Annotated in this window: 22 protein-coding genes; 13 read left to right on the plus strand and 9 right to left on the minus strand. The window is 71.2% G+C overall.

The genetic code is table 11. The annotated features are described in order from the left end of the window. Positions 1-125 precede the first annotated feature (125 nt). The 3 genes from AB0310_RS14100 to AB0310_RS14110 all read right to left on the minus strand — a co-directional run bounded on the left by AB0310_RS14100 (position 126) and on the right by AB0310_RS14110 (position 3,527). Positions 126-653: a cysteine hydrolase family protein gene (locus AB0310_RS14100; RefSeq protein WP_366237690.1), complete on the minus strand. Its 528-nt coding sequence runs from the start codon at positions 651-653 to the stop codon at positions 126-128. Between the two features lie 83 nt (positions 654-736). After that, on the minus strand, positions 737-2,176 hold the full coding sequence (locus tag AB0310_RS14105) for a purine-cytosine permease family protein (protein WP_366237494.1): 1,440 nt from the start codon (positions 2,174-2,176) through the stop codon (positions 737-739). A gap of 67 nt (positions 2,177-2,243) precedes the next feature. Then, positions 2,244-3,527 carry a M18 family aminopeptidase gene (locus AB0310_RS14110; protein ID WP_366237495.1) on the minus strand — a complete coding sequence of 428 codons (1,284 nt, stop codon included), beginning with the start codon at positions 3,525-3,527 and terminating at the stop codon, positions 2,244-2,246. Between the two features lie 238 nt (positions 3,528-3,765). Here AB0310_RS14110 and AB0310_RS14115 point away from each other — a divergent pair, with 238 nt between their 5' ends. Continuing rightward, a complete protein-coding gene (locus AB0310_RS14115) occupies positions 3,766-4,629 on the plus strand; it encodes an EamA family transporter (protein WP_366237496.1) in 864 nt (287 codons plus the stop codon). A gap of 9 nt (positions 4,630-4,638) precedes the next feature. On the opposite strand, the gene AB0310_RS14120 is transcribed toward AB0310_RS14115, so the two are convergent. Then, positions 4,639-5,292 carry a response regulator gene (locus tag AB0310_RS14120; RefSeq protein ID WP_232089094.1) on the minus strand — a complete coding sequence of 218 codons (654 nt, stop codon included), beginning with the start codon at positions 5,290-5,292 and terminating at the stop codon, positions 4,639-4,641. 226 nt (positions 5,293-5,518) lie between these two features. Between AB0310_RS14120 and AB0310_RS14125 the strand changes: the two genes are divergently transcribed. Continuing rightward, the gene (locus AB0310_RS14125; protein WP_268776632.1) at positions 5,519-6,661 is read left to right on the plus strand and encodes a sensor histidine kinase; all 1,143 of its coding nucleotides are present in this window, start codon (positions 5,519-5,521) and stop codon (positions 6,659-6,661) included. 214 nt (positions 6,662-6,875) lie between these two features. On the opposite strand, the gene AB0310_RS14130 is transcribed toward AB0310_RS14125, so the two are convergent. After that, a complete protein-coding gene (locus AB0310_RS14130) occupies positions 6,876-7,619 on the minus strand; it encodes a GntR family transcriptional regulator (protein ID WP_232089093.1) in 744 nt (247 codons plus the stop codon). Between the two features lie 170 nt (positions 7,620-7,789). Here AB0310_RS14130 and AB0310_RS14135 point away from each other — a divergent pair, with 170 nt between their 5' ends. Genes AB0310_RS14135 through AB0310_RS14160 form a run of 6 tightly spaced genes read left to right on the plus strand, consistent with a single transcriptional unit; the run spans position 7,790 to position 14,298 of the window. After that, positions 7,790-8,713 (plus strand): phosphate/phosphite/phosphonate ABC transporter substrate-binding protein, encoded by a 924-nt coding sequence (locus AB0310_RS14135; protein ID WP_187662337.1) that lies wholly within the window; start codon positions 7,790-7,792, stop codon positions 8,711-8,713. Between the two features lie 28 nt (positions 8,714-8,741). After that, complete coding sequence (phnC, locus tag AB0310_RS14140) at positions 8,742-9,569, plus strand: phosphonate ABC transporter ATP-binding protein (protein ID WP_268776633.1); 828 nt, start codon at positions 8,742-8,744, stop codon at positions 9,567-9,569. After that, the gene (gene phnE / locus AB0310_RS14145; RefSeq protein ID WP_366237497.1) at positions 9,566-11,356 is read left to right on the plus strand and encodes a phosphonate ABC transporter, permease protein PhnE; all 1,791 of its coding nucleotides are present in this window, start codon (positions 9,566-9,568) and stop codon (positions 11,354-11,356) included. Before phnC ends, phnE begins: the two co-directional genes overlap by 4 nt. Next, positions 11,353-12,492, plus strand: a complete 1,140-nt coding sequence (locus AB0310_RS14150) for a TIGR03364 family FAD-dependent oxidoreductase (protein WP_366237498.1) — start codon at positions 11,353-11,355, stop codon at positions 12,490-12,492. The genes phnE and AB0310_RS14150 overlap by 4 nt, the downstream gene beginning before the upstream one ends. Next, the gene (locus tag AB0310_RS14155) at positions 12,489-13,199 is read left to right on the plus strand and encodes an HAD family hydrolase (protein ID WP_187662334.1); all 711 of its coding nucleotides are present in this window, start codon (positions 12,489-12,491) and stop codon (positions 13,197-13,199) included. Before AB0310_RS14150 ends, AB0310_RS14155 begins: the two co-directional genes overlap by 4 nt. A 10-nt stretch (positions 13,200-13,209) precedes the next feature. Continuing rightward, on the plus strand, positions 13,210-14,298 hold the full coding sequence (locus AB0310_RS14160; protein WP_187662333.1) for an alcohol dehydrogenase catalytic domain-containing protein: 1,089 nt from the start codon (positions 13,210-13,212) through the stop codon (positions 14,296-14,298). Positions 14,299-14,302: 4 nt separating this feature from the next. On the opposite strand, the gene AB0310_RS14165 is transcribed toward AB0310_RS14160, so the two are convergent. Next, positions 14,303-14,812 carry a CinA family protein gene (locus AB0310_RS14165; protein ID WP_187662332.1) on the minus strand — a complete coding sequence of 170 codons (510 nt, stop codon included), beginning with the start codon at positions 14,810-14,812 and terminating at the stop codon, positions 14,303-14,305. Between the two features lie 266 nt (positions 14,813-15,078). Between AB0310_RS14165 and AB0310_RS14170 the strand changes: the two genes are divergently transcribed. Further along, positions 15,079-15,756 (plus strand): DUF6766 family protein, encoded by a 678-nt coding sequence (locus AB0310_RS14170; RefSeq protein WP_268776882.1) that lies wholly within the window; start codon positions 15,079-15,081, stop codon positions 15,754-15,756. Here AB0310_RS14170 and AB0310_RS14175 read toward each other — a convergent pair. Continuing rightward, on the minus strand, positions 15,732-16,265 hold the full coding sequence (locus tag AB0310_RS14175; protein WP_187662331.1) for an FHA domain-containing protein: 534 nt from the start codon (positions 16,263-16,265) through the stop codon (positions 15,732-15,734). The two genes, AB0310_RS14170 and AB0310_RS14175, sit on opposite strands and share 25 nt — an antisense overlap. A 198-nt stretch (positions 16,266-16,463) precedes the next feature. On the opposite strand from AB0310_RS14175, the gene AB0310_RS14180 reads away from it, so the two are divergent. The 3 genes from AB0310_RS14180 to AB0310_RS14190 all read left to right on the plus strand — a co-directional run bounded on the left by AB0310_RS14180 (position 16,464) and on the right by AB0310_RS14190 (position 18,790). Then, positions 16,464-16,802, plus strand: a complete 339-nt coding sequence (locus AB0310_RS14180; protein ID WP_187662330.1) for a DUF7882 family protein — start codon at positions 16,464-16,466, stop codon at positions 16,800-16,802. Between the two features lie 111 nt (positions 16,803-16,913). Continuing rightward, positions 16,914-17,813, plus strand: a complete 900-nt coding sequence (locus tag AB0310_RS14185) for an SDR family oxidoreductase (RefSeq protein WP_259954306.1) — start codon at positions 16,914-16,916, stop codon at positions 17,811-17,813. Between the two features lie 59 nt (positions 17,814-17,872). Further along, complete coding sequence (locus AB0310_RS14190; RefSeq protein WP_187662328.1) at positions 17,873-18,790, plus strand: EamA family transporter; 918 nt, start codon at positions 17,873-17,875, stop codon at positions 18,788-18,790. A 20-nt stretch (positions 18,791-18,810) separates the two neighbouring features. Here the strand turns inward: AB0310_RS14190 and AB0310_RS14195 are convergent, their stop codons facing one another. Continuing rightward, positions 18,811-19,575, minus strand: a complete 765-nt coding sequence (locus AB0310_RS14195) for a YidC/Oxa1 family membrane protein insertase (protein ID WP_366237499.1) — start codon at positions 19,573-19,575, stop codon at positions 18,811-18,813. A gap of 64 nt (positions 19,576-19,639) precedes the next feature. Next, complete coding sequence (locus AB0310_RS14200) at positions 19,640-19,912, minus strand: DUF6412 domain-containing protein (protein WP_085606466.1); 273 nt, start codon at positions 19,910-19,912, stop codon at positions 19,640-19,642. A 92-nt stretch (positions 19,913-20,004) separates the two neighbouring features. Here AB0310_RS14200 and AB0310_RS14205 point away from each other — a divergent pair, with 92 nt between their 5' ends. Continuing rightward, the gene (locus tag AB0310_RS14205; protein ID WP_366237500.1) at positions 20,005-21,045 is read left to right on the plus strand and encodes an NAD(P)H-dependent flavin oxidoreductase; all 1,041 of its coding nucleotides are present in this window, start codon (positions 20,005-20,007) and stop codon (positions 21,043-21,045) included. Position 21,046 lies beyond the last annotated feature (1 nt).

Below are 21,046 nucleotides of genomic sequence, written 5' to 3' on the forward strand. Positions count from 1 at the left end.
TTTCGATCCCGCGGCCGGACTGCACCTCGTGCCGGGATCGAAAACGGGCCGGATGGGGCGCGCGAAGGTGCGATTTCCGTCCCGCACGGGCGCGGGGCAGGGGCACGGGCACGGATGGGGCCGGGTCAGGGGGAGAGGAGGGTGGCGGTGTCGGTCACGGTGATCTGCGGGGGATACAGCCTCATGACCTGGACGGCGGCGGCGTGGTTCCCGGCCGTGGAGCCGGCGCAGGCGTCGGCGGCGAGCGTCACCCGTGCTCCGGCATCGGCGGCGGCGAGAGCGGTGGACACGACGCAGCAGTCCGTCGACACCCCCGCCAGCACGATACGGCCACCGTGCCCGACGATCGCCTCGAGCTCCGGGCCCCACTTGCCGAACGTGGGCAGGTCGACGGTCGGATGAGGAGACAGGCCTTCCGCCTCGGGGACCAGTGCATAGAGCGCGTCGTCGGCGGACCGGTCGGCGAACGGCCACGCCGCGAAGTACTCGCCCCAGGAGGTGGAGCGGTCGGCCGTCGGAAGCCACCGGGTCACGAGCACGCGCTCGCCGAAGGCCTCCGCGAGCCGACGGATGTTCGCCATCGCCTCAGCGAAGAACGGCGAGCCCCAGGCGGAGTCGGGCGACGCGAAGATCACCTGCGGATCGACCACCACGAGCCAGCTCTCGGTCCCTGAGTCTGCCGCCTCCGGGGGCCCTGAGCCTGTCGGCTCCTGGGTTCCTGAGCCTGTCGAAGGGCTCACGACTCCTGCCGCCGGATCTTCCCCGCCCGGGCGAACCAGGTCACGAGGAACGACAGCGCCAGCGCCACGAACACCCCGAGGTTCGCATACGCCCAGTCTCCGTCCGTCCCGCCGACGAGGAACAGGAGGTACCCCTGCCAGTTGTTCCACGGCGCGGCGTCCGCGAAGCCGTTGAGGACGAGACCCCAGCCGATCACGCTCGCGACGACCATGGTGCCGATCGACGTCCAGTCCCAGGCGCCGTAGCGTCCGCGGCTGTCGAAGAGGGCCTCGTCGTCATAGTCCTTGCGACGGCGCAGGATGTCGGCGATGAGGATGCCGGCCCAGGAGGCCAGCGGCACGCCGAGGGTGATGAGGAAGCTCTGGAACGGGCCGAGGAAGTCGGTCGCGAAGAACACCACGAAGATGGTGCCCGCCGTGAGGATCGCGCCGTCGATCGCCGCCGCCGACGGCCGCGGGATGCGGATGCCGAGGCTGAGCAGGGTCAGGCCGGAGGAGTAGATGCCGAGCACCGCGCCGGAGACGAGCGCGAGCACGGCCGTGAACAGGAACGGCACGAGGACCCACACCGGCAGGATGCTCGCGAGCGCGCCGATCGGGTCCGCGGCGATCGCGTCCATGAGCTCGGCGTCCGATCCCGCGAGGAGCAGACCGAAGACGACGAGGATGACCGGTGCCACCGAGCCGCCGATCGTGTTCCAGGCGACGATCGCCCCGTCGGACGCGGTGCGCTTCTGGTAGCGCGACCAGTCCGCGGCGATGTTGATCCACCCCAGTCCGAACCCGGTCATCACCATCACGAGCGCGCCGACGACCTGGCCGATGCCGCCGTCGGGACGGGCCATCACCGCAGCGAGGTCGATGCTCGGCGCCGCGAGGATGATGTACACCACCGTCACGACGCCCGTGATCCAGGTCAGCACCGACTGGAGCCGCATGATCGTGTGGTAGCCGAGCACCGAGGCGGCGACGATGAGTGCCGCGACGATCACGGTCGCGAGGATCTTCAGCCAGAGGCTGTCCCCGTCGCCGCCGAGCTGCGTGATGACCGTCGCCGTCGCCAGTACCGCCATGATCGCGAGGAAGGTCTCCCAGCCGATCGACGTGAGCCAGGACACGATCCCGGGGACCTTCTGCCCCTGGACGCCGAACGCGGCCCGGGAGAGCACCATCGTCGGCGCCGACCCTCGCTTGCCCGCGATCGCGATGAGTCCGCACAGCAGGAACGACACGACGATGCCGACGACCGAGACCAGAGTCGCCTGCCAGAAGGAGATGCCGAAGTCGAGCACGAACGAGCCGTAGGACATCCCGAACACCGAGACGTTCGCCGCGAACCACGGCCAGAACAGGTCGCGGGGCGTGGCGGTCCGCTCGGACTCGGGGATGATCTCGATGCCTGCGCGCTCGATGAGAGCCGGCCTGATGTCGGTCATCCTCACATCCTGGCACTCCGCGAGCGCACTCGTGACGTGGATCAGGGCACCGCGCCGGGCGCCCGGCTCAGCCGGCGAAGAAAGCCCCGGCCACGCGCGTCAGGTCGTGCAGGTCCGAGACCCCGGCGAGCTCGCGCGCGGAGTGCATCGAGAGGATGGGGATCCCCACGTCGACCGTGCGGATGCCGAGCCGTGTCGCGGTGATCGGTCCGATGGTCGAGCCGCACGGCACGCTGTTGTTCGAGACGAACTCCTGCGTCATCACCCCGGCCCGATCGCACCAGTTCCGCCAGGACGCGGCGCCGACCGCATCGGTCGCGTAGCGCTGGTTGGCGTTGAGCTTGAGGATGGGCCCGGAGCCGAGCACGGGCTGAACGACGGGGTCGTGTCGGCCGACGTAGTTCGGGTGCACGGAGTGCCCGACGTCGCTGGACAGGCACCACGACGACGCGTACGCCTGGCGGCGGGCGGAGCCGTCGGCCCCGAGCCCTGCGTAGAGCCGCTCCAGCACATCCTCGAGGAAGGGGCCCGCGGCGCCGGAGCGCGACTCGGAGCCGAGCTCTTCGTGGTCGAACGCGGCGAGGATCGCGACGGGGGCTCCCGCCTCGGGTTCATGGGCCGCGAGGGCCACCACGCCCGCGTGCACGGAGGCGAGGTCGTCGAGCCGGCCGGAGGCGAAGAACGCGTCGTCCTTGCCGAACACCGCGCCCCGCGCGGCATCGGCGACGACGACGTCGTAGCCGCGGATCTCTGCGGGGTCCACGGCGGCGGATGCCGCGAGCTCGGCCAGCACGTCGGCCTCGGTCGGGTCGCCGAGACCCCACACCGGCTGCGTCTCGGTCTGCTTGTCGAGCGCGAGGCCGTTGTTGACCCCCCGATCGAGGTGGATGGCGAGCTGGGGGAGGCGCAGCAGGGCTCCGGTGTCGGCGAGGACGACCCGACCGTCGGCGAGGGCGAGCCGGCCGGCGAGGCGCAGCTCCCGGTCGAGCCAGGAGTTCAGCAGCGGACCGCCGTACACCTCGACGGCGGCCTGCAGCCAGCCGCGGGCTCCGGTGGTCGGCTGTGGCTTCAGCTTGAAGCCGGGGGAGTCGGTGTGCGCCCCGAACACCTGCACGGGCGTCGTGGCGGTCGCCCCCTCCGGCACCACCCACGCGATCGTCGCGCCGTCGCGGACCACGAGGTACCGGCCTCCGGGCTGCGCGGGCCAGGCGTCCTCCTCCTGCAACCGTGTGAATCCGGCCTCCTCCAGACGGCGGGCCGTCTCGGCGGCTGCGTGATAGCTCGACGGGGAGGCGGCGACGAAGTCGGCGAGGTCCTCGGCGTGGGCGAGGGCGTCCGGGGTGACGGGCATGGCATGACCTTCCTGCGCGGGGTGTCCTTCGAGCGTAGTCGCGCCCCGTCACGCACCCCGTCTCGCGGCCTTCCCGGTCGGGGATAGGGTGGTGGCGATAGCGCCTAGGGTTCCGGGGTCTGCACCCGTCTGGTCCGAGCGGCGCCACGATCCTCCTCCGCAGGAGGGTCGTCATCTGACAGGACAAAAGCCCGGAGGACCCGATTCGTCGCGCCCGCGGCGGAGGGAAGGGTCTGCCGTGTCCGCCGTCGCTCTCGTCCTCGTCCTCGCCGCCGCGATCGCCCACGCGTCGTGGAACGTCATCGCGCACGGCATCAGTCGCGCCGGCTCGCCGTTCCTGTGGTGGGGTGCGGCCGCTAGCACGGTCGTCTGGATCGGCGCCGTGCCGTTCACGGGCGGACTCGGTGCGGCCGACCTCTCCTCGTTCGCACTCGGGGTCTCCGTCTCCGCGGTCCTGCACGTCGCCTACATGGCCGTGCTGCAGCGCGGCTACCGGGAGGGCAGTCTGTCGACGGTCTACGCGACGGCCCGGGGCACCGGCCCCTTCCTCTCGGTCATCGTCGCCGTGCTCCTGCTCGGGGAACGCCCCTCGGCCCTGGCGCTCGTCGGCGTCGCCGCGGTGATCGTCGGGGTCGTCGCGATCGGGTTCGTCGACCGCCGGCCGGCAGGGAGCGGGCGCCGCATCGACCCCGGTCTGCTGTTCGGCGCCCTCACCGGCGTGGCGATCGCGGTCTACACGATCTGGGACGCCCACGCGGTGCGCGAGTGGGAGCTGTCACCCGTGGCGTTCATGGTCGGCACCACGCTGCTGCAGGTGCCGTTCTACACCGTGGCGGTTCGTGGACGATGGGGTGCGGTCGTGGCGCTGGGGCGCACGCAGTGGCGCCGCATCCTGGCCTTCGGCATCCTGTCGCCGCTGTCCTACATCCTCGTGCTGACCGCCATCCAGATCGCTCCCGTGGCCCTCGTCGCACCGCTGCGGGAGGTCAGCGTCGTGCTCGTGAGCCTGTTCGGCGCCTTCGTCCTGCGCGAGTCGCGGCCGGGATGGCGGATCGGCGCCTCGCTGATCGTCCTCGTCGGGATCGTGCTGCTCGCGCTCTGAGGCCGCGGCTCAGCGGAAGGTGACGAGTCCGGCGTGGGCGGCCGTGACGAGGATCTGCACGCGGTCGCGCAGGTGCCACTTCGACATCATGCGGCCGAGGTGGGCCTTCACCGTCCCCTCGGAGACGATGAGCGCCTTCGCGATCTCGGCATTGGACATGCCCTTCGCGAGGCACTGGAGCACCTCCTCCTCGCGCTCGGTGAGCGGTTCGAGGGTCTCCGCGGCTGCGGTGGGAGTGGAGTCGCGCACGTGGCGGATCAACATCGACGCGATGCGGGGCGACAGCGAGCTCGCTCCGGCGAACACCTCGCGAACACCCGTGACGATCTCCTCCGCGCTGGAATCCTTCAGCAGGTAGCCGGAGGCGCCGGCGCTCAGCATGGGCAGCACGGTGTCGCTGCCGTCGAGCGTGGTGACGGCGAGGATGCGGACGTCCGGCCATCGTTCGGCGATCGCCGCGGTCGCCTCGATGCCGTTCATCTCCGGCATCTGGACGTCCATCATCACGACGTCCGGCTTCTCGCGCTCGACCGTCGTGAGGGCCTCCAGGCCGTCCTCCGCCTGCGCCACGACCGTGATCTCGGGCGCGCGCGACACGAAGTGCGACAGCGCGGAGCGGACCAGAGGATCGTCATCGACGATCACGACGCGGATTTCCTGCATGGAGGAAGCCTAACGGCGTGAAGCGGGCGCTCTGAGGATGTAGACCTTTGGCTATCGAGGTCTGGACGAAGGCCAGATGTGCGCTCCGCGCGCCGCCGAGAAGATGAATACAGACATCGACAAACGACCACATCAAGGAGGTGAACAGTATGTCTTTCTGGCAGCAGGTTGGCAAGCTCTTCGGTCTCTACCGCTAGAATAGCTGGCAAATAGGAGATAGTGCACCATGGCCTTCGACCAGACGAAAAGGGCGACGCCCGAAATCTTCCGCCTCGGTCGAGGGGAGCGGCTCAGCCGTGTGGAGCGCTATGTGATCCTCGCGATCATCTGCATCATGATCGCCGTTGACGTCAGCGGACTCATCACCGATCCGAACGTCAATCCCCTCACATCCGCGGTGAGCATCGCTTCGACCGCGGTCTTCGCCCTCTTTCTCTGGTCCCCCCTCGTCGCGACCTGCGCGATGGGAGTGGCCCTCGGACTCTCCTTCCTCACCGGAACCGAGACCCAAGTGCTCATCACCGCCGCTTTCGCGGCGGCCCTGGTGATGCGGCTGGGATGGACGTCACTCGTCCTCTCGTACACGGCTGGATTCCTGGTCGCGACAGGCGTGATCGCCTACGGTGACTCGGAAGTGCCGGTGAACGTTGGCATCTACCTGATCTTCGCAACCGCGGCCGGTGCCGTCGGGCTCGCGCTTCGTCTCGCATTCGCGCGCGGACGTCGCCTCGAGCACGAGCTGGAGGCTGCGGCTGAGCAGGAACGGGAAGCCGTCCTCGCCGAGCGACGATGGATCGCCGGCGAGCTGCACGACAGCATCGCGCACCACCTCACCGTGGTGTCGCTGCACGTACAGATGCTCGAAGACCCCGACGCCAGCGATGGCTCCCGTGAGGCGATCCGCGTCGCCGCCCGCAAGGCCATGACAGACCTCCGTTTCGTGATCGACCTCGCCGACGACGGCCCGCGCGCTGCGGGCATGCCGACCGGTGACCTCGTCGCCGCGGTCGAGGAAGCGCGGACCGAATTCGAAGCGGCCGGGCACGACGTCATCCTCGATGGCGACCCCGGCGACGAGCGCATTCCCCGCGCGGTCGAGATCGTGCTCGCGCGCATCGTGCGCGAGTCGGCCACGAACGTCCTGAAGTATGCCGGCCCCGGAACCGTCGAGATCCGTCTCGCGGTGGACGACGACAAGGCGCACCTCTCACTGCGCAGTCCGCTCCCCACGACGCCGCGTCGGGAGCTCTCCTCCAGTCGGACCGGCCTGGGGCGGATGGCCGAACGCGTGATGGGCGCCAGCGGCGAGTTCAGCGCGGGGGAGGTGGACGGACACTGGCTCGTGTCCGCCGTGTTGCCGGTGGTCTGAGCCCCGCGTATCCTGAGACGACGCCCGTGATTCCGCCCCCGAGGCCGTAGACGAAAGTCTACGAGTGTCTCGACATTCGGCACTTCAGAGGCTTCGCGGCGCCGACATATCCTGAAGGCTCCCCAGATAAAGCGTCCCCAGCGCTGCGATCGCGGGCGCGATCTTTCTGGCTTCTTACACTCCCGCGCCCGCGGTCGCGAATCTGTCTCCGGCCTCAGCCGCCCACTGCTCTCATGTAGTGTCCGTCCGTCGATATCCCGGACGCCGCCACGGTGAAGCGCACCACCTCGCTGAGGTAGCGGTCCTCCGATGCCTCGAAGATGCGCCCCTCGGCGTCCCGCGACGTGCGCGTGAGCCGCAGGATGGGCGTTCCTCGCGGCACGCGGAGAAGCGCGGCGTCCTGATCGTCGGCGGCGACCGCGTCGATGACGTGCTGCAGCGCGACGATCGGATGCCCGACCGACGCGAGGTACTCGGTGATCGACACCGCGTCGAGGTCGATTTCGAACAGCCGACGGCCGACGTCCTCGGTGTACGCGAGGCGCTCCAGCATCGTGGGACGGCCGTCGAGGAGCCGCAGGCGCACCACGCTCACGATGGTGTCGTCGCGTCCGACACCCAGCGCCGGGCCGAGATCGCCCGCGCGCCGCAGACTCAGCTCCTGCGTCTGCGCGCCAGGGGTGACGCCGAGGTCGCGCGCCCATCGGGTGAACGGGACGGAGACGTCCACGGCCTGATTCGCCTTGCGCGCCACCACGCGCGCCGGCCGGCCGCGGGTCGTCTCGATGAGGCCTTCCGCGCGAAGGGCCGCCAGCGCGTTGCGGATCGGACCGCGCGACGTGCGCCAGTGCTCCGCGAGCTCGGCTTCCGTGGGCACGTCATCGCCGGGGCGGAGCGTGCCGTCCGCGATCCGCGAACGGAGGTCGTCGGCGATCTGGGTGTACACAGCTTCGGCCACATAGGTACATTACTTCGTCCGGTCACAGGGTCGCGAGGGTGTTGTGGCGCTGTTCATCCAGGCGAATGGCGGGTGAACGCCGACTGAACTCTTCTGAGATAGGTATACATCTCAGCGAGGCTGCTGGGAGAGTCGTCCGTGGATCACTCCTCCCACCCTGAAAGGTCCTCATGAAGCTCCGCGCTCTCCCCGCCCTCGCCGGCGCTGCGATCCTCGCGTTCGGCCTCGCCGCCTGCTCCGGATCGGCCGATGCCACCGACGCCCCCGGCGACGCACAGTCGGCCGGTGGATTCGCCGTCGACGAGAACACCCTCGTCTTCGGCGTCGTCCCCGACTCGGTGGACACCGAGACGAACTACCAGCCGCTCATGGACTACATCGCCGAGGTCACCGGCAAGACCGTCGAGTACCACGAGTCCACCGACTACGCCGCGCTCATCGAGGCCGCCGTCGCCGGGAAGGTCGACGTCGCCTCGTTCTCCGGATTCACCTACGTCACCGCGACCAACAACGGCGCGAAGCTCACCCCGATCTCGTCCATCGTCACCGAGGAGGGCCAGGAGCCCGGCTACTACTCGCAGGCGATCGTCCCGGCGGACAGCGACATCTCCAGCCTCGAGGACTTCGCGGGCAAGAAGGTGTGCTTCGTGGACCCCTCGTCCACCTCCGGCTACCTCTTCCCGTCGTACAACCTCATCGAGGCGGGCGTGGACCCGAAGTCCGACATCACGCCCGTGTTCGCGGGCAAGCACGATGTGAGCGTGCAGAAGGTCGGCGAGGGCGTCGAGTGCGAGGCCGGTTTCGCCGAGGACTCCGAGGTCGAGAAGTCCGACAAGGTGAAGGTCATCGCCGAGACCATGGTCCCGGGTGCTCCGCTCGTCTACTCCTCGTCCCTGCCGGATGACGTGGCGAAGCAGCTCGTCGACGCCCTCGGCGAGGTCACGATCGACGACATCATCGCGGCGGGCATCGACAGCGCGGACTCCGACGCGTTCCGCAGCGTGTTCTTCGCCACCAAGCCGGTGGACGACGCCTACTACGACCTCATCCGCGACATCTGCGCCGAGACCGAAGCCGAGCAGTGCCAGGGCTGACGCCCCGCGCCTGACGACAGGAGAAGCCATGACCGCGGCATCCGACACCCTCATCCGCCTCGCCGGCGTCACCAAGACCTTCGGCAGCACCACCGCCCTGAAGGACGTCACGCTCGAGGTGGCGCGGGGAGAGATCGTCGTGCTGCTCGGGCTCTCCGGTTCCGGCAAGTCCACGCTGCTGCGCCATCTCGACGGCCTGGAGCTCCCCAGCTCCGGGTCGGTCGAGGTGCTCGGCGCATCCGTTCCCTCGACGAAAGGTCGGGCGCTGCGGGAACTCCGCAGCAGCGTGGGCTTCATCTTCCAGCAGTTCGAGCTCGTGCCCTCCCTGACCGTTCTGGAGAACGTGCTGACCGGATCGCTGTCGCGGATGCGCGGCCCGCGGCTCGGGCTGTGGAGCTACCCCCGCGCCGCGAAGCTGACCGCGCTGGAGCATCTCGACCGCGTCGGCCTCCTCGACCGTGCCTATCAGCGCAGCGACACCCTGTCCGGGGGTCAGCAGCAGCGGGTGGCGATCGCCCGGGCGCTCATGCAGAAGCCGGCGATCCTCCTCGCCGACGAGCCCGTCGCCTCGCTCGATCCGGAGTCGAGCGAGCAGGTGATGGCCCTCATCCGCGAGATCGCCGCCGACGAAGGACTCACTGTCGTGTGCAGCCTCCACCAGGTCGACCTCGCGATCAGCTGGGCCGACCGGATCGTGGGTCTCCGACACGGCGAGGTCGTCCTGGACACCCCGACGGACGGACTCTCCAAAGCCGAGGTGATGGAGATCTACGGCCGCGTCGCGACGACGACGGCGGAGATCCGTGCCGTGCAGGTGGAGCTCGTCGACGCCGTGACCGCGGTGGGGGCGTCATGACGGCGGTGGGGGCGTCGACACGGGGCGCTTCGACAGGCTCAGCGACCCAGGGCGGCGGCTCAGCGACCCAGGGCGGCGGCTCAGCGACCCGGGGTGGCGGGAGTGTCGTGGAGCGGGCGCCGAAGCGGCCGCTGTCCGCGGAGCGCATCGCAGCGGGACTCACGCTCCTCGTCCTCGTCGTGCTCGGCATCCTCGCGGTGCGCGACGTGGGGATCTCGATCCCGGCGATGGTCCAGAGCTGGGGCAACGCCGAGAACTTCCTCGGCCGCGTCGGCGGGCTCTCCTTCCCCGCGCCGGCCGACCTCGCCTGGCTCATCGCGCTGACCGTCGGCCTCGTGCTCGTCGGCACGCTGCTCGCGGCCGTGCTCTCCGTGCCCATCGCCTACCTCGCCGCCGCCAACACCACCCCGGGCGCGGGCTGGCGCGCGGCCGCCCGATTCATCGGCGTCCTCACCCGCGCGCTGCCGGACGTGGTGCTGGCCATGGCGTTCGTGCTCATGTTCTCGCTCGGCACGCTGCCCGGCATCCTCGCCATCGGCATCCACTCGATCGGCATGATCTCCAAGATGTTCGCGGACGCCATCGAGCAGATCGACGAAGGGCCACGTCTCGCGATCCGCGCCGCGGGGGGCTCGAAGCTGCAGGAGTTCACGGCGGGCATCCTGCCGCAGGTGCTGCCGAGCTGGGTGGCCACAGTGCTGCACCGCAACGACATCAATCTGCGCGGGAGCGTCGTGCTCGGCTACGTGGGCGTCGCCGGCCTCGGGCTCGAGATGTCCTACGCCTTCAAGTCGCTGAACTACGGCAAGGGCCTCGGGATCGCGCTCGTGATCTTCGTGCTCTGCATCGTGATGGAGATCGTCTCGAGCACGGTGCGCGGCGCGATGCTCGGCGAGCAGAAGCAGACGCGGTCCTGGATGGACCGGATCGTGCATCCGCGCATGCGCCGGCGGCCGTCCGCCTCCGCCGCCGATCGCCCCGCGTGGGCGGAGAGCCCGCAGACCGCGGTGCGCCGTCCGTGGACCGCCCAGCGGGTGCGTCACACGGCCGCCGGGATCGTCGCGGTCCTCGTCGTGGTCGGCAGCGTCGTCGTGAGCCAGATCACCTGGTCGGATCTCTTCACCTTCTGGGCGAAGCTGCCCGACGTCGCCGCCCGGTTCTGGCCGCCGTCGTTCGGCAGCTACGACACGGTCGCGATGCTGGAGGCCATGCGGGAGACCGTCGCGATCGCGCTCGCGGCCACCGTCCTCACCCTCCTGCCGTCGCTGCTGCTCGGCTCGTTCGCCGCGCGCAACGTGGCCCCGCATGCCGCAGGGCGCGGCACCGCCCGTCTGCTCCTCGTGGGCATCCGCGGCATCCCGGAGCTGATCCTCGCCATCGTCCTCGTCGTCATCACGGGTCTCGGCGCGCAGGCCGGCGTCATCGCTCTCGCGATCGGCGGGGTCGGACTGCTCGGCAAGCTCATCGCCGACTCCTTCGAGGAGGTCGACCGCGGGCCCGAGCGCGCTCTGCGGGCGGTGGGCGCCACCCGGATGCAGACGTACACGTCGGCCACGCTGACGCAGGGCACCCGCGCGCTCATCGGGCACAGCTTCTACATGCTCGACACCAACATCCGCGCAGCCACGATCCTCGGCATCGTCGGCGGCGGCGGGGTCGGCTACTACCTGCTGAACGCCAGCCAGGGCTCGCGCTACGAGACGGTGACCGCGATCGTGCTGATGATCCTCGTGACCGTGCTCGCCGTCGAGGGGCTCGCGATGTGGATGAGGAAGGTGTTCCGATGAACGGGGCGAAGCAGAACCCCGACGTCGTCGTCGTCGGTGCAGGCATCGTCGGACTCGGGGCCGCGTACGCGGCCGTGCGCCGGGGGCTCCGCGTCGTCGTGGTCGACCGCAGCGCGGCCCCGACCGGCGCCACGATCCGGAACTTCGGTCACCTCTGCATCGGCGCGCAGGGCGGGGAGGCGCGGCGATACGCGGATGCCTCGCGCGATCTCTGGCTGCAGCTCGCCAGGGACGCGGGCTTCTGGATCCGAGAGTCGGGCACGCTCGTCGCGGCCCGGCATGAGGACGAGCTCGCCGTGATGACCGCGGCGGCGCAGGACGGCGGCATCCGGATGCTGGAGGCCGATGAGCTCCTCCGCCGCGCCCCGCTGCGTCGGGACGGCCTCGTCGGCGGCGCCCTCATCGAGGCCGACCTGCAGACGGACCCGCGGACCGCGGCGACGGCCATCGTGCGGCACCTGACGGCCCGGGGCGTCGAGTTCCGCTTCCGCACCGCGGTGACGGCGCTCGGCGCAGGGCGGGTGGAGACCACGCGCGGTGCGATCGACGCGGGGGCCGTCGTGGTGGCGGTCAACCACGACATCGATCAGCTCCTGCCCGAGGTCGCCGAGCGCCACGGCGTGATGCGCTGTGCGCTCGACATGATGCGGGCGGCGGTCTCGTTCCCGCGACCGCTGACCGCGCCCCTGCTGACCGGCTGGTCCCTCATCCGGTACGGGAGGTTCGCCGATGGACCGGAGGCCCGAGTCCTGCGCGAGCGTCTGCACGCCGAGCGCCCCGACCTCGCGGCCCTCGACCTCAACCAGATGTACACGCAGCTTCCCGATGGCACGCTCATCCTGGGTGACTCGCATGCCACCGCCGCCGCCCCCTCGCCGTTCCAGCCCGAGGCCGCGTTCACCGCGTTCCTCAGCGAGGCCGAGGCCCTGTTCGAGTGGGGTGCACCGCGGGTCATCGAGCGGTGGCAGGGCGTGTACGCGAAAGCCCACGGCGAGTTCCTCGTCGACCGCGGAGACGACGGTGCGCTCGTGCTCGCCGCCACCACCGGCATCGGCATGACCTGCGGCCTCGGGCTCGCCGACCTGCACCTCACCACCGCCCTCGGCGGCACTCCTGCTCTGGAAAGAACCCCATGACCACTCCCATCGAACTCGTCGTCCTCGACATGGCCGGCACCACCGTCGTGGACGACGGCGTGGTGGAGCAGGCGTTCCAGCGCGCCGCCGAACGCACCGGCGTCGCCGCACGGCTGCCCTGGGACGATGCCCTCGGCTATGTCAGGAAGACCATGGGACAGTCCAAGCTCGATGTCTTCCTGCACCTGGCCGACGGCGATGCGGTCGCGGCACGGCAGGCCACCGCGGCGTTCGAGGCCGCGTACGCCGAGATCGTCGCCGAAGACGGCGTCGCGGAGATCCCCGGGGCGGCGGACGCGATCCAGGGCTTGAAGGACGCCGGGCTCACCGTCGCACTGACCACCGGGTTCGCGCCGGTCACCCGACAGGCGATCCTCGACGGCCTCGGGTGGGGAGGGCTCATCGACCTCGCGCTCTCCCCGGTCGACGCCGGCCGCGGACGCCCCGCGCCCGACCTCGTCCTCACCGCCCTTCTGCGCACGGGAGCGTCCGCGGTGCAGGCTGTGGCCGTCGCCGGCGACACCGTGAGCGACGTCGAGTCGGGCCGCCGCGCGGGTGCCGGTTTCGTCGCAGGAGTGCTCACCGGCGCCCACGATCGCGCGGCTCTGAGCGGAGCGGGCGCCCACGCCGTGCTCCCCGACGTCACGGCGCTGCGGGGGGCTCTGGCCCAGCGAGAGCTCCTTCCCGCTGCCGTCGCCTCCGTCTGAGAGTCGAGTCATGGGAACTCTGCTGATCCGCCCGCCCGGACACCGGAGGGACGTCGCGCTGCGCCCCGCGGCCACCGCGATGGTCTGGGTCGGCGAAGGGCACCCGCACGAGACGATCGCGGTCCCGGGGGTCGCGCTCGGCGATCAGGACGTGCTCGTCGCCGTGGAGATGTCCACGATCTGCGGGTCGGACGTGCACACCGTGCAGGGGCGCCGGTCCGCGCCGGCGCCGCTCGTCCTCGGGCACGAGAGCGTCGGTCGCGTCATCGCGATGGGCGATGACGGTGCGGAGGCGGTGGACGGCACGCCGCTGCGGATCGGCGACCGTGTGGTCTGGTCGGTGACGGTGTCATGCGGCACCTGCGACCGTTGTCGGCGCGGCCTCACGCAGAAGTGCCGTGACCTGGGCAAGTACGGCCATGACCGCGTCGGCGCCCACGGCGACCTGACCGGGGCGTTCGCCAGCCACGTGCAGCTGCGGGCGGGCACCGCGATCGTGCGCGTGCCGGAGGCGCTGCCCGCTGCGGTGCTGGCGCCTGCCGCCTGCGCGACAGCGACCGCGTGGGCCGCAGTGGCGCGTGCCGCCCGTGACATCGACCTCGACGGCGCCGCGGTGCGCATCCACGGCGCGGGTCTCGTGGGGATCAGTGCCGCCGCGATCGCTGCCGAGCACGGTGCCGTCGTCGAGGTGCGCGATCCGGACGACGACCGGCGCGCCTTCGCCTCCCGGTTCGGGGCCACCGCGCTCGACCGCGACCCCGACGTCGTCATCGAGGCCTCAGGGCATGCCGTCGGGGAGGCCCTCGCGGGCGTCGCCGTCGGCGGGACGGTGGTCCTCGTCGGCAGCGTGTTCCCCGCAGCCCCGGTTCCGCTGGACGCGGAGGATCTCGTCCGCCGACTCATCACGGTCGCGGGGGTGCACAACTACGGTGCCGACGATCTCGCGGCAGCGGCGTCGTTCCTCGCGGGGCGCGGGCGCGCGTATCCGTTCGGCGAGGCCGTGGGGGCGGTGCGATCGCTCCTCGACATCGACGCCGCCCTCACCGAGGCGACAGCGCCGGGAGCCCCGCTGCGGGTCGGCCTCGTGCCGGGGCGCTGAGCTCTCAGTCCGAGCCGGAGCGCCGCGGTCCTGCGGGGTGCAGCCCCTCGGCGTGGAAGGCGAGCAGTCGCACCGCGGCGTCGACGCTCGCCGACAGGATCTCGTCCGGATCGCCGGTCAGCGCCAGCCTCCGGTGCCCCGCGTCGTCGGCGGTCGCCCAGCCCAGGTAGACCGTGCCCGCGGGGTGACCGCCCTCCGGACCCGGCCCGCCCACGCCGGTGGTGGAGACGCAGATGTCGGCGTCGAAGAGCTCCCGCGCTCCCGTGGCGAGCTGCTCGGCGCAGGCCGCGGAGGTGGGGTCGGTCCCCGGGGTCAGCCCCAGCACCCGCTCCTTCACCTCCGTGAAGTACGCGACGATGCCGCCGGCGAACCAGCCGGAGGCCCCCTCGCCGGCGCCGATCGTGTTCGCGAGGCGTCCGGACGTGAGCGACTCGGCCACGCTCACGCGCAGGCCTCGGCTGCGGGCGAGCTCGCCGAGGCGTTCGAGGTCGGGGGTCTCGTTCGGTGCGGTCATCGGGCGCTCCTCTCATCGGTTCCGCCAGGCTACGGGTGCCGCGGAGCCCTGATGGAGGGGATTGACAACCGTGTCCGCGTCAAGCCCCTGGAGGGCACTCATCCTGCGCGCCATCGTCGGACCGTGGTCACACCGACGAAGGAGGCGGACATGGCGGAGGATGCGCGTGACACCGCGGGAATGCGGGCGGTCTTCTGGATCTGGGCGGGGATCATCGGCGTCGGGCTCGCCGTGATGATCGGCCTGCCGCTGGGAGGGCGATGACGATGCGCTCGCGGATCAAGGACCACGCCCTCAGCCTCTTCTTCCTCGCGCTGTTCGCGCTCGCGCTCGGGGGCCAGGCGCTCGCGGGCTACCTCCGCAACAACGAGGAGCTCCTCGACCACGGGCAGGGGGCGATCGGCTTCGGGGACTTCCTCTGGTCGTCCGACTTCGCCGTCGACGTCGCCGAGAACTGGCAGTCGGAGTTCCTGCAGTTCTTCCTCTTCATCGCTGCGACGATCTGGTTCGTGCAGAAGGGGTCGCCGGAGTCGAAGAAGCCCGGTGATGAGGGGCCGGGCAGCGATGCGGATCAGCTCGTCGGCCCGCACGCCCGCCCGGATTCGCCGCGGTGGGCCCGGGCGGGCGGATGGCGAGCAGCCGTGTTCGGCAACTCGCTGCTGATCGTGATGGGGGCGGTGTTCGTGCTGTCCTGGTTCGCGCAGTCGCTCGCCGGCACGGTCGTCATGAACGAGGAGAACGCGATGCACGGCGTCGCCGCGATCACCTGGGCCGACTACGTGACCAGCTCGGACTTCTGGGACCGCACGCTGCAGAACTGGCAGTCCGAGTTCCTCGCGGTCGGGACGATGGTCGCGTTCGCGATCTACCTCCGGCAGCGGGGGTCAGCGGAGTCCAAACCCGTCGGCACCCCGCACCATCAGTCGGCCTTGGAGTCCGACTGAGAGAGCTCGTCGTTGACGTCGGCCTGCGAGAGCCGCTCGTCGTCGGCGTCGTAGCCCGGACGCGCCTCCTGCAGCGGCTGGTCGGAGAACTCGCCACCGAGGCGTCCGCCGAAGGGCCGGCCGTGGTCGGCGAACTCCTCGCGGGCGAACACCAGCTCCCACGGGCCCACCGTGAAGCGGGATCCGGTGCGCAGCGTCTCGGTGCGCTCGCCGGGGTGGGTGGCGTCCGCGTCGGGGTTGGAGTTCATCTCGCCGTCGGCGTGCAGGGTCACCACGTACTCGTCACGGTCGTCGTGCACGACCGTCGCGTGCACGGGCTCGGTGTCGGCGAGGCGCAGCTCGTTCCCTGCGGCGGAACCGATGCGCACCTCCTCCATGTCGAGCGCGAACTCCGTGCGCTCGTCGTCGCGCCGCACGCGCAGTCGCGGGTTGCCCGCGCCGCGCTCGGCGTGGGTGGTGCCGGGCGTGTAGCCCTCCTCGGGACGGTCGTCGATGTGGCGGTCAGTCATGGCGGTGCCCTCCTCGGGTGTCGATTATTCGAGGCTAACCCCCGCGCGGATCGTGCGCAGGGCCTTGACTTCGACGCCTGCGTCGCCCTCCGAGGCCGATTTGCCGCGCGCCCCGTCCGAGGGCTTACCCTCTACCCATAGGCCGATCCCGGCAGTGTCCGCCGGGCTGAGGACCACCCGACCGAGGAGCATCACCCGATGGGCAAGTTCATCTACGAAGGCAGCGTGAAGACCGAGATCGAGGATCGGGCGCTCACGCACCTGCAGCTCGTGATCACGGCCAAGCTGCGCCGCGGCGAGCCGTTCCCGTTCAGCTGGCGTGAGGACGCCAGCGTGGGCGGCGGCCGGACCACCGTCTGGATCCAGCCGGGCAGCTCGCTCGTCTTCAAGTACTTCGGCAGTCGGCAGCCCGCCGTCAACCGGGCCTGGATCGAGGCGCTCGCCTTCACCGCCAACGCTCCCACCGGGCTCTACCTCGTTCCCGAGCCCGCCGAGAACGCCGAGCCCCCGCACGGCGACGCCCCCTCCGCCGGCTGAGGCCGGTTTCCCGGAGACCGCCCGGGGCTGTCAACCCCCTGCCGTCCGCCCTCCGAAGCCGCGAGGCTCGATCACGACCTGATCGTCAGCCCCATGACAGGAGGAGCGGAAATGACCGACACCACCCGCGACGGCGGCCTCACCGACCCCCGACACGCGCACCACGAGGACGGGTTCCCGGCGCAGAGCCAGGACCAGCCGGGCCTCACCGAGAAGACCACCCCGGAGCCCGACCACGGCGAGCAGTCCTACGTCGGCCACGGGCGGCTCGAGGGGCGGCGTGCCCTCATCACCGGCGGCGACTCGGGGATCGGGCGTGCCGTCGCGATCGCCTTCGCCCGCGAGGGCGCAGACGTGGCCATCGTGCACATGCCCGAGGAGCAGGAGGATGCGGAGGAGACGCTCGCGCTCGTCCGCGAGGCCGGTCGCACCGGCGTCAGCATCCCCGGCGACGTCCGCGAGGAGGCCTTCGCGACCGACGCCGTGCACCGCGCGCGCCGCGAACTCGGCGGACTCGACGTGCTCGTCCTCAACGCGGCCTACCAGCACGACATCGACGGCTTCGAGAACCTCGACACCGAGAAGATGCGTCGCGTGTTCGACACGAACCTCGCCGGTCTCGTCTTCTCGGCACGTGCCGCCTTCCCTGACCTCGAGCCCGGATCCAGCATCATCGTGACCTCGTCGGTGCAGTCGGCGCAGCCGTCACCGGGTCTCATCGACTACGCCATGACGAAGGCAGCACAGGTCGCGTTCGTCAAGGCGCTCGCAGAGGAGGCAGGGCCGCGCGGCGTGCGCGTCAACGCCGTCGCGCCCGGTCCGATCTGGACGCCGCTGATCCCCGCGACCGGATGGGGGCCGGAGCGCCTGGAGACGTTCGGGCAGGACACGCCGCTGGGGCGCGCCGGCCAGCCCGCGGAACTCGCCGGAGCCTACGTGTACCTCGCCTCGGCGGAGTCGTCGTACGTGTCCGGAGCAGTCCTCGCGGTGACGGGCGGCAAGCCGCTCTGATCCGCGTGAGGAGGGCGCAGGCGGCGGGGAGGCAGGACCCCGCCGCCTAAGCTTGTCTGGTGCAGAGACCCGCGACATCCGGACCCCTCGTGGGCGTCGCCCTCGTCATCGGATCCTGCCTCTCCCTGCCGTTCGGCGCCGCCGTCGCCGCGCAGCTCTTCCCCGTCCTCGGGCCGTGGGGCGTGACATCGCTCCGCGTCGCGATCGCCGCGCTGCTGCTGGTCGTCATCGTGCGACCGCGGCCCCGCGCCTGGACCCGGTCGCAGTGGCTCGCCGCGGTGCTGTTCGGGGTGTCGCTCGCGGCGATGAACGGCTTCTTCTACGCGGCCATCGACCGCATCCCCCTGGGGCCGGCCGTGGCGATCGAGTTCCTCGGGCCGCTCGTGCTCGCCGCCGTGCTGACCCGTCGTCTCCGGGATGCGGTGTGGGTGGGTGTGGCCCTGCTCGGCATGGCGCTGCTCGGCGTGGACGGCCTCGTCGGAGCCGAGCCCCTCGACCCGCTCGGCGTGGTCTTCATCCTCATCGCGGCCGGATTTTGGGTCATGTACATCCGGATGAGCGCGCGCGTCGGCGCCCTCATCCCCGGCAGCAGCGGGCTCGCGATGGGGCTCGTCGTCGCGGCCGTGCTCCTCATCCCCGTGGGTGTGCCCGCGGCGGCGACCGTGGCGCTGGACCCGCAGCTCCTCCTGCTCGCGGCGGTCACCGCGGTGCTCTCGTCCGTCATCCCGTACAGCTTCGAGCTCGCGGCGCTCCGTCGGCTCCCGCAGCGGGTGTTCGGGGTGCTGCTGAGCCTCGAGCCGGCGTTCGCGACGCTCGCCGGGTGGCTCATCCTCGGACAGGACGCCACGCCGCTGCGGCTGCTCGCGGTGGCGCTCGTGATCGCGGCGAGCGTCGGGACCACTCTCGGCGTGCGCCGCGACCGGAGGGGCGACGGTGCCGCGGGACCGTTCACCGCTCCGATCCCGCTTCCGGACTGACCCCTCCGGCCGAGCGGCTCTCACGCGCGGACGACGGCCGGCTGCGGCAGCGGGTAGCGGCGGCGCAGGATCACCCGCTGCACGAGGGTCCACACCACCGTGACCGTGAGATAGAGCGCGGCGGCCAGGGGGACGAAGGCCGCGAACACCGCGGTGAGGTAGTGCAGCGCCGACATCATCCGCAGCATGCCGGGGGAGCTGAGCGGGGAGTCGTCGCCTTCGACGGGGACCGGCCGGAACACCCGCCGGGTGACCTCGGCGACGGCGATCATCATGGCCAGCAGCACGCCGAAGACCGCGAACGTCGCCGGGGTCGCTGTGCCGCCGAACAGCGCCGACACCAGGCTCGTGCCGAGCGGGGCGCCGAAGAGGTCGTGGGTGAGCAACTCGTTCGGGTGTCCGGCGATCTCCGGTCGCAGGAACAGGGTGTACAACAGCCCGACGACGGGTGCCTGCGCCAGCACGGGCAGCATCCCTGCGAAGGGCGAGGTGTTCTCGGCCCGGTAGAGCGCCATCATCTCCTGCTGCAGGCGCTCCGGGTTCTTCCGGTGGCGCTGCTGCAGCGCGCGCAGTTTCGGGGCGAGGCGGGCTCTGGTCTGCTCGGCTCGGGCCTGGGAGATGCCGACAGGGATGAGGAGGGCGCGCACGAGGAGGGTCACCAGGACCACGGCGAGGGCGGCTGCGGAGGGGCCGGCGAGGGGTTCGAGAAGGGTGGAGAGGCCGTTCAAGGCACCATAGGCGGCGTCCAGGAGCGCGGCGAGGGGAGGGAAGGCGAAGATGTCCACGGGAAGGTCCGTTCGATGAGGTCGGGAAGGGTCGGCGAAGGCCGCGCGGTCCCGGTCGGACGGACTACGCGGCGGTCGCGACTCCCGGCGCTCGCGGACGAGGGTGCCCGGCGGCATCCGGATCGCTCTGCGGGAGGAGCGTTCCGACATCGATCGCCCGCAGCGGGTGCGGGGCATCGGCGGAGGCCTGGTGGCGCACGCTCAGCACGAGCGCGAGCGTGAGGACGGTGACGGCGAGCAGCGCGATCGCGAGCCCGAGCGCGGCGGCATCCGGCATCGTCACAAGGCCGATCGCGGCCGCGACGAAGCCGAGCATCTGCCCGAACCACTCGCTCATGCCGCGAGCTTACCCCGTTCGAATCGCCTGAATCGCTGTATCCGGGCCGCCGATGGAGCCATTCAGGCGATTCGAAGGCGTACCGTCGGGGTATGGCGACAGAAGAACTTCTGGGAGTGGAGAATCCGATCGTGCTGGGACCGTTCGGGGGGAGCTCGTCGGTGGCGCTGACGGCGGCGGTGAGCGCGGCCGGCGGGCTGGGGTCGTACGGGCTGTACGGGTACGACGGCGACCGGATCCGCGCTGTCGGAGCCGAACTGCACCGCGCCACCGACCGTCCGTTCGCCCTGAACATCTGGCTGCCCCTGGGGGATGAGGTCGCGCCGAACCCGCAGCACGCGGTCTTCGCCCAGGCGCTGGAGCCGTTCTACGAGGCCGTCGGGGTTCCGGTGCCGGCCCGGCCCGAGCACTACGTCCCCGAGCTCGACGAGCAGCTCGACGCGGTGTGGGAGGTCGCCCCGGCCGTGCTGAGCGTGGTGTTCGGGGTGCCGTCCGCCGCTCTCGTCGCCGAAGCCCGCGACCGCGGCATCCGCGTCGTGGGCACCGCCACCACGGTCGCGGAAGCCGTCGCGCTCGCCGAGGCCGGAGTCGATGCGGTCGTCGCCTCGGGAGCCGAGGCGGCCGGGCACCGGGTGTCGTTCCTCCGCCCCGCGGCCGAGTCGCTCGTGGGCACCGTCGCGCTCGTGCCGCAGGTCGTGGATGCCGTCGACGTGCCCGTCATCGCCGCCGGCGGGATCGCGGACCGCCGCGGGGTCGCTGCGGCCTTCGCCCTCGGCGCCTCCGGCGTGCAGGTGGGGACAGCGTTCCTCGCGACCGCCGAGTCCGCCGCGACGGCCGCGCACCGCGACGCCATCCGGACCACCGCCGCCGACGAGACCGTGCTGACCAGGGCGATGAGCGGACGCCTCGCCCGCGGAGCCCGCAACCGCGCGGTGCGGGCGATCGAGGCGAGCGGCACGATCGCCCCGTTCCCGATGCAGAACTGGCTCACCGGACGCTTCCGCACGGCGGCAGGGGAGCAGAATCTCGGCGAGCTGCAGTCGCTGTGGATGGGGCAGGCCGCCCCGCTCGCGCGCGGGACCGCCGCTGCCGAGGTCTTCGCGGAGCTGGCAGCCGGAGTCCCCGGCCGATGAA

It is taken from the genome of Microbacterium meiriae, assembly GCF_040702565.1.
GTDB lineage: Bacteria > Actinomycetota > Actinomycetes > Actinomycetales > Microbacteriaceae > Microbacterium > Microbacterium meiriae.

Excerpts from the sequence above, each read along its gene's own strand:
- AB0310_RS14105 (WP_366237494.1), bottom strand. The coding sequence starts at position 2,176 with ATGACCGACATCAGGCCGGCTCTCATCGAGCGCGCAGGCATCGAGATC.
- AB0310_RS14110 (WP_366237495.1), bottom strand. The coding sequence starts at position 3,527 with ATGCCCGTCACCCCGGACGCCCTCGCCCACGCCGAGGACCTCGCCGAC.
- AB0310_RS14120 (WP_232089094.1), bottom strand. The coding sequence starts at position 5,292 with ATGCAGGAAATCCGCGTCGTGATCGTCGATGACGATCCTCTGGTCCGC.
- AB0310_RS14125 (WP_268776632.1), top strand. The coding sequence starts at position 5,519 with ATGGCCTTCGACCAGACGAAAAGGGCGACGCCCGAAATCTTCCGCCTC.
- AB0310_RS14135 (WP_187662337.1), top strand. The coding sequence starts at position 7,790 with ATGAAGCTCCGCGCTCTCCCCGCCCTCGCCGGCGCTGCGATCCTCGCG.
- phnC (WP_268776633.1), top strand. The coding sequence starts at position 8,742 with ATGACCGCGGCATCCGACACCCTCATCCGCCTCGCCGGCGTCACCAAG.
- phnE (WP_366237497.1), top strand. The coding sequence starts at position 9,566 with ATGACGGCGGTGGGGGCGTCGACACGGGGCGCTTCGACAGGCTCAGCG.
- AB0310_RS14150 (WP_366237498.1), top strand. The coding sequence starts at position 11,353 with ATGAACGGGGCGAAGCAGAACCCCGACGTCGTCGTCGTCGGTGCAGGC.
- AB0310_RS14155 (WP_187662334.1), top strand. The coding sequence starts at position 12,489 with ATGACCACTCCCATCGAACTCGTCGTCCTCGACATGGCCGGCACCACC.
- AB0310_RS14160 (WP_187662333.1), top strand. The coding sequence starts at position 13,210 with ATGGGAACTCTGCTGATCCGCCCGCCCGGACACCGGAGGGACGTCGCG.
- AB0310_RS14165 (WP_187662332.1), bottom strand. The coding sequence starts at position 14,812 with ATGACCGCACCGAACGAGACCCCCGACCTCGAACGCCTCGGCGAGCTC.
- AB0310_RS14170 (WP_268776882.1), top strand. The coding sequence starts at position 15,079 with ATGCGCTCGCGGATCAAGGACCACGCCCTCAGCCTCTTCTTCCTCGCG.
- AB0310_RS14175 (WP_187662331.1), bottom strand. The coding sequence starts at position 16,265 with ATGACTGACCGCCACATCGACGACCGTCCCGAGGAGGGCTACACGCCC.
- AB0310_RS14180 (WP_187662330.1), top strand. The coding sequence starts at position 16,464 with ATGGGCAAGTTCATCTACGAAGGCAGCGTGAAGACCGAGATCGAGGAT.
- AB0310_RS14185 (WP_259954306.1), top strand. The coding sequence starts at position 16,914 with ATGACCGACACCACCCGCGACGGCGGCCTCACCGACCCCCGACACGCG.
- AB0310_RS14200 (WP_085606466.1), bottom strand. The coding sequence starts at position 19,912 with ATGAGCGAGTGGTTCGGGCAGATGCTCGGCTTCGTCGCGGCCGCGATC.
- AB0310_RS14205 (WP_366237500.1), top strand. The coding sequence starts at position 20,005 with ATGGCGACAGAAGAACTTCTGGGAGTGGAGAATCCGATCGTGCTGGGA.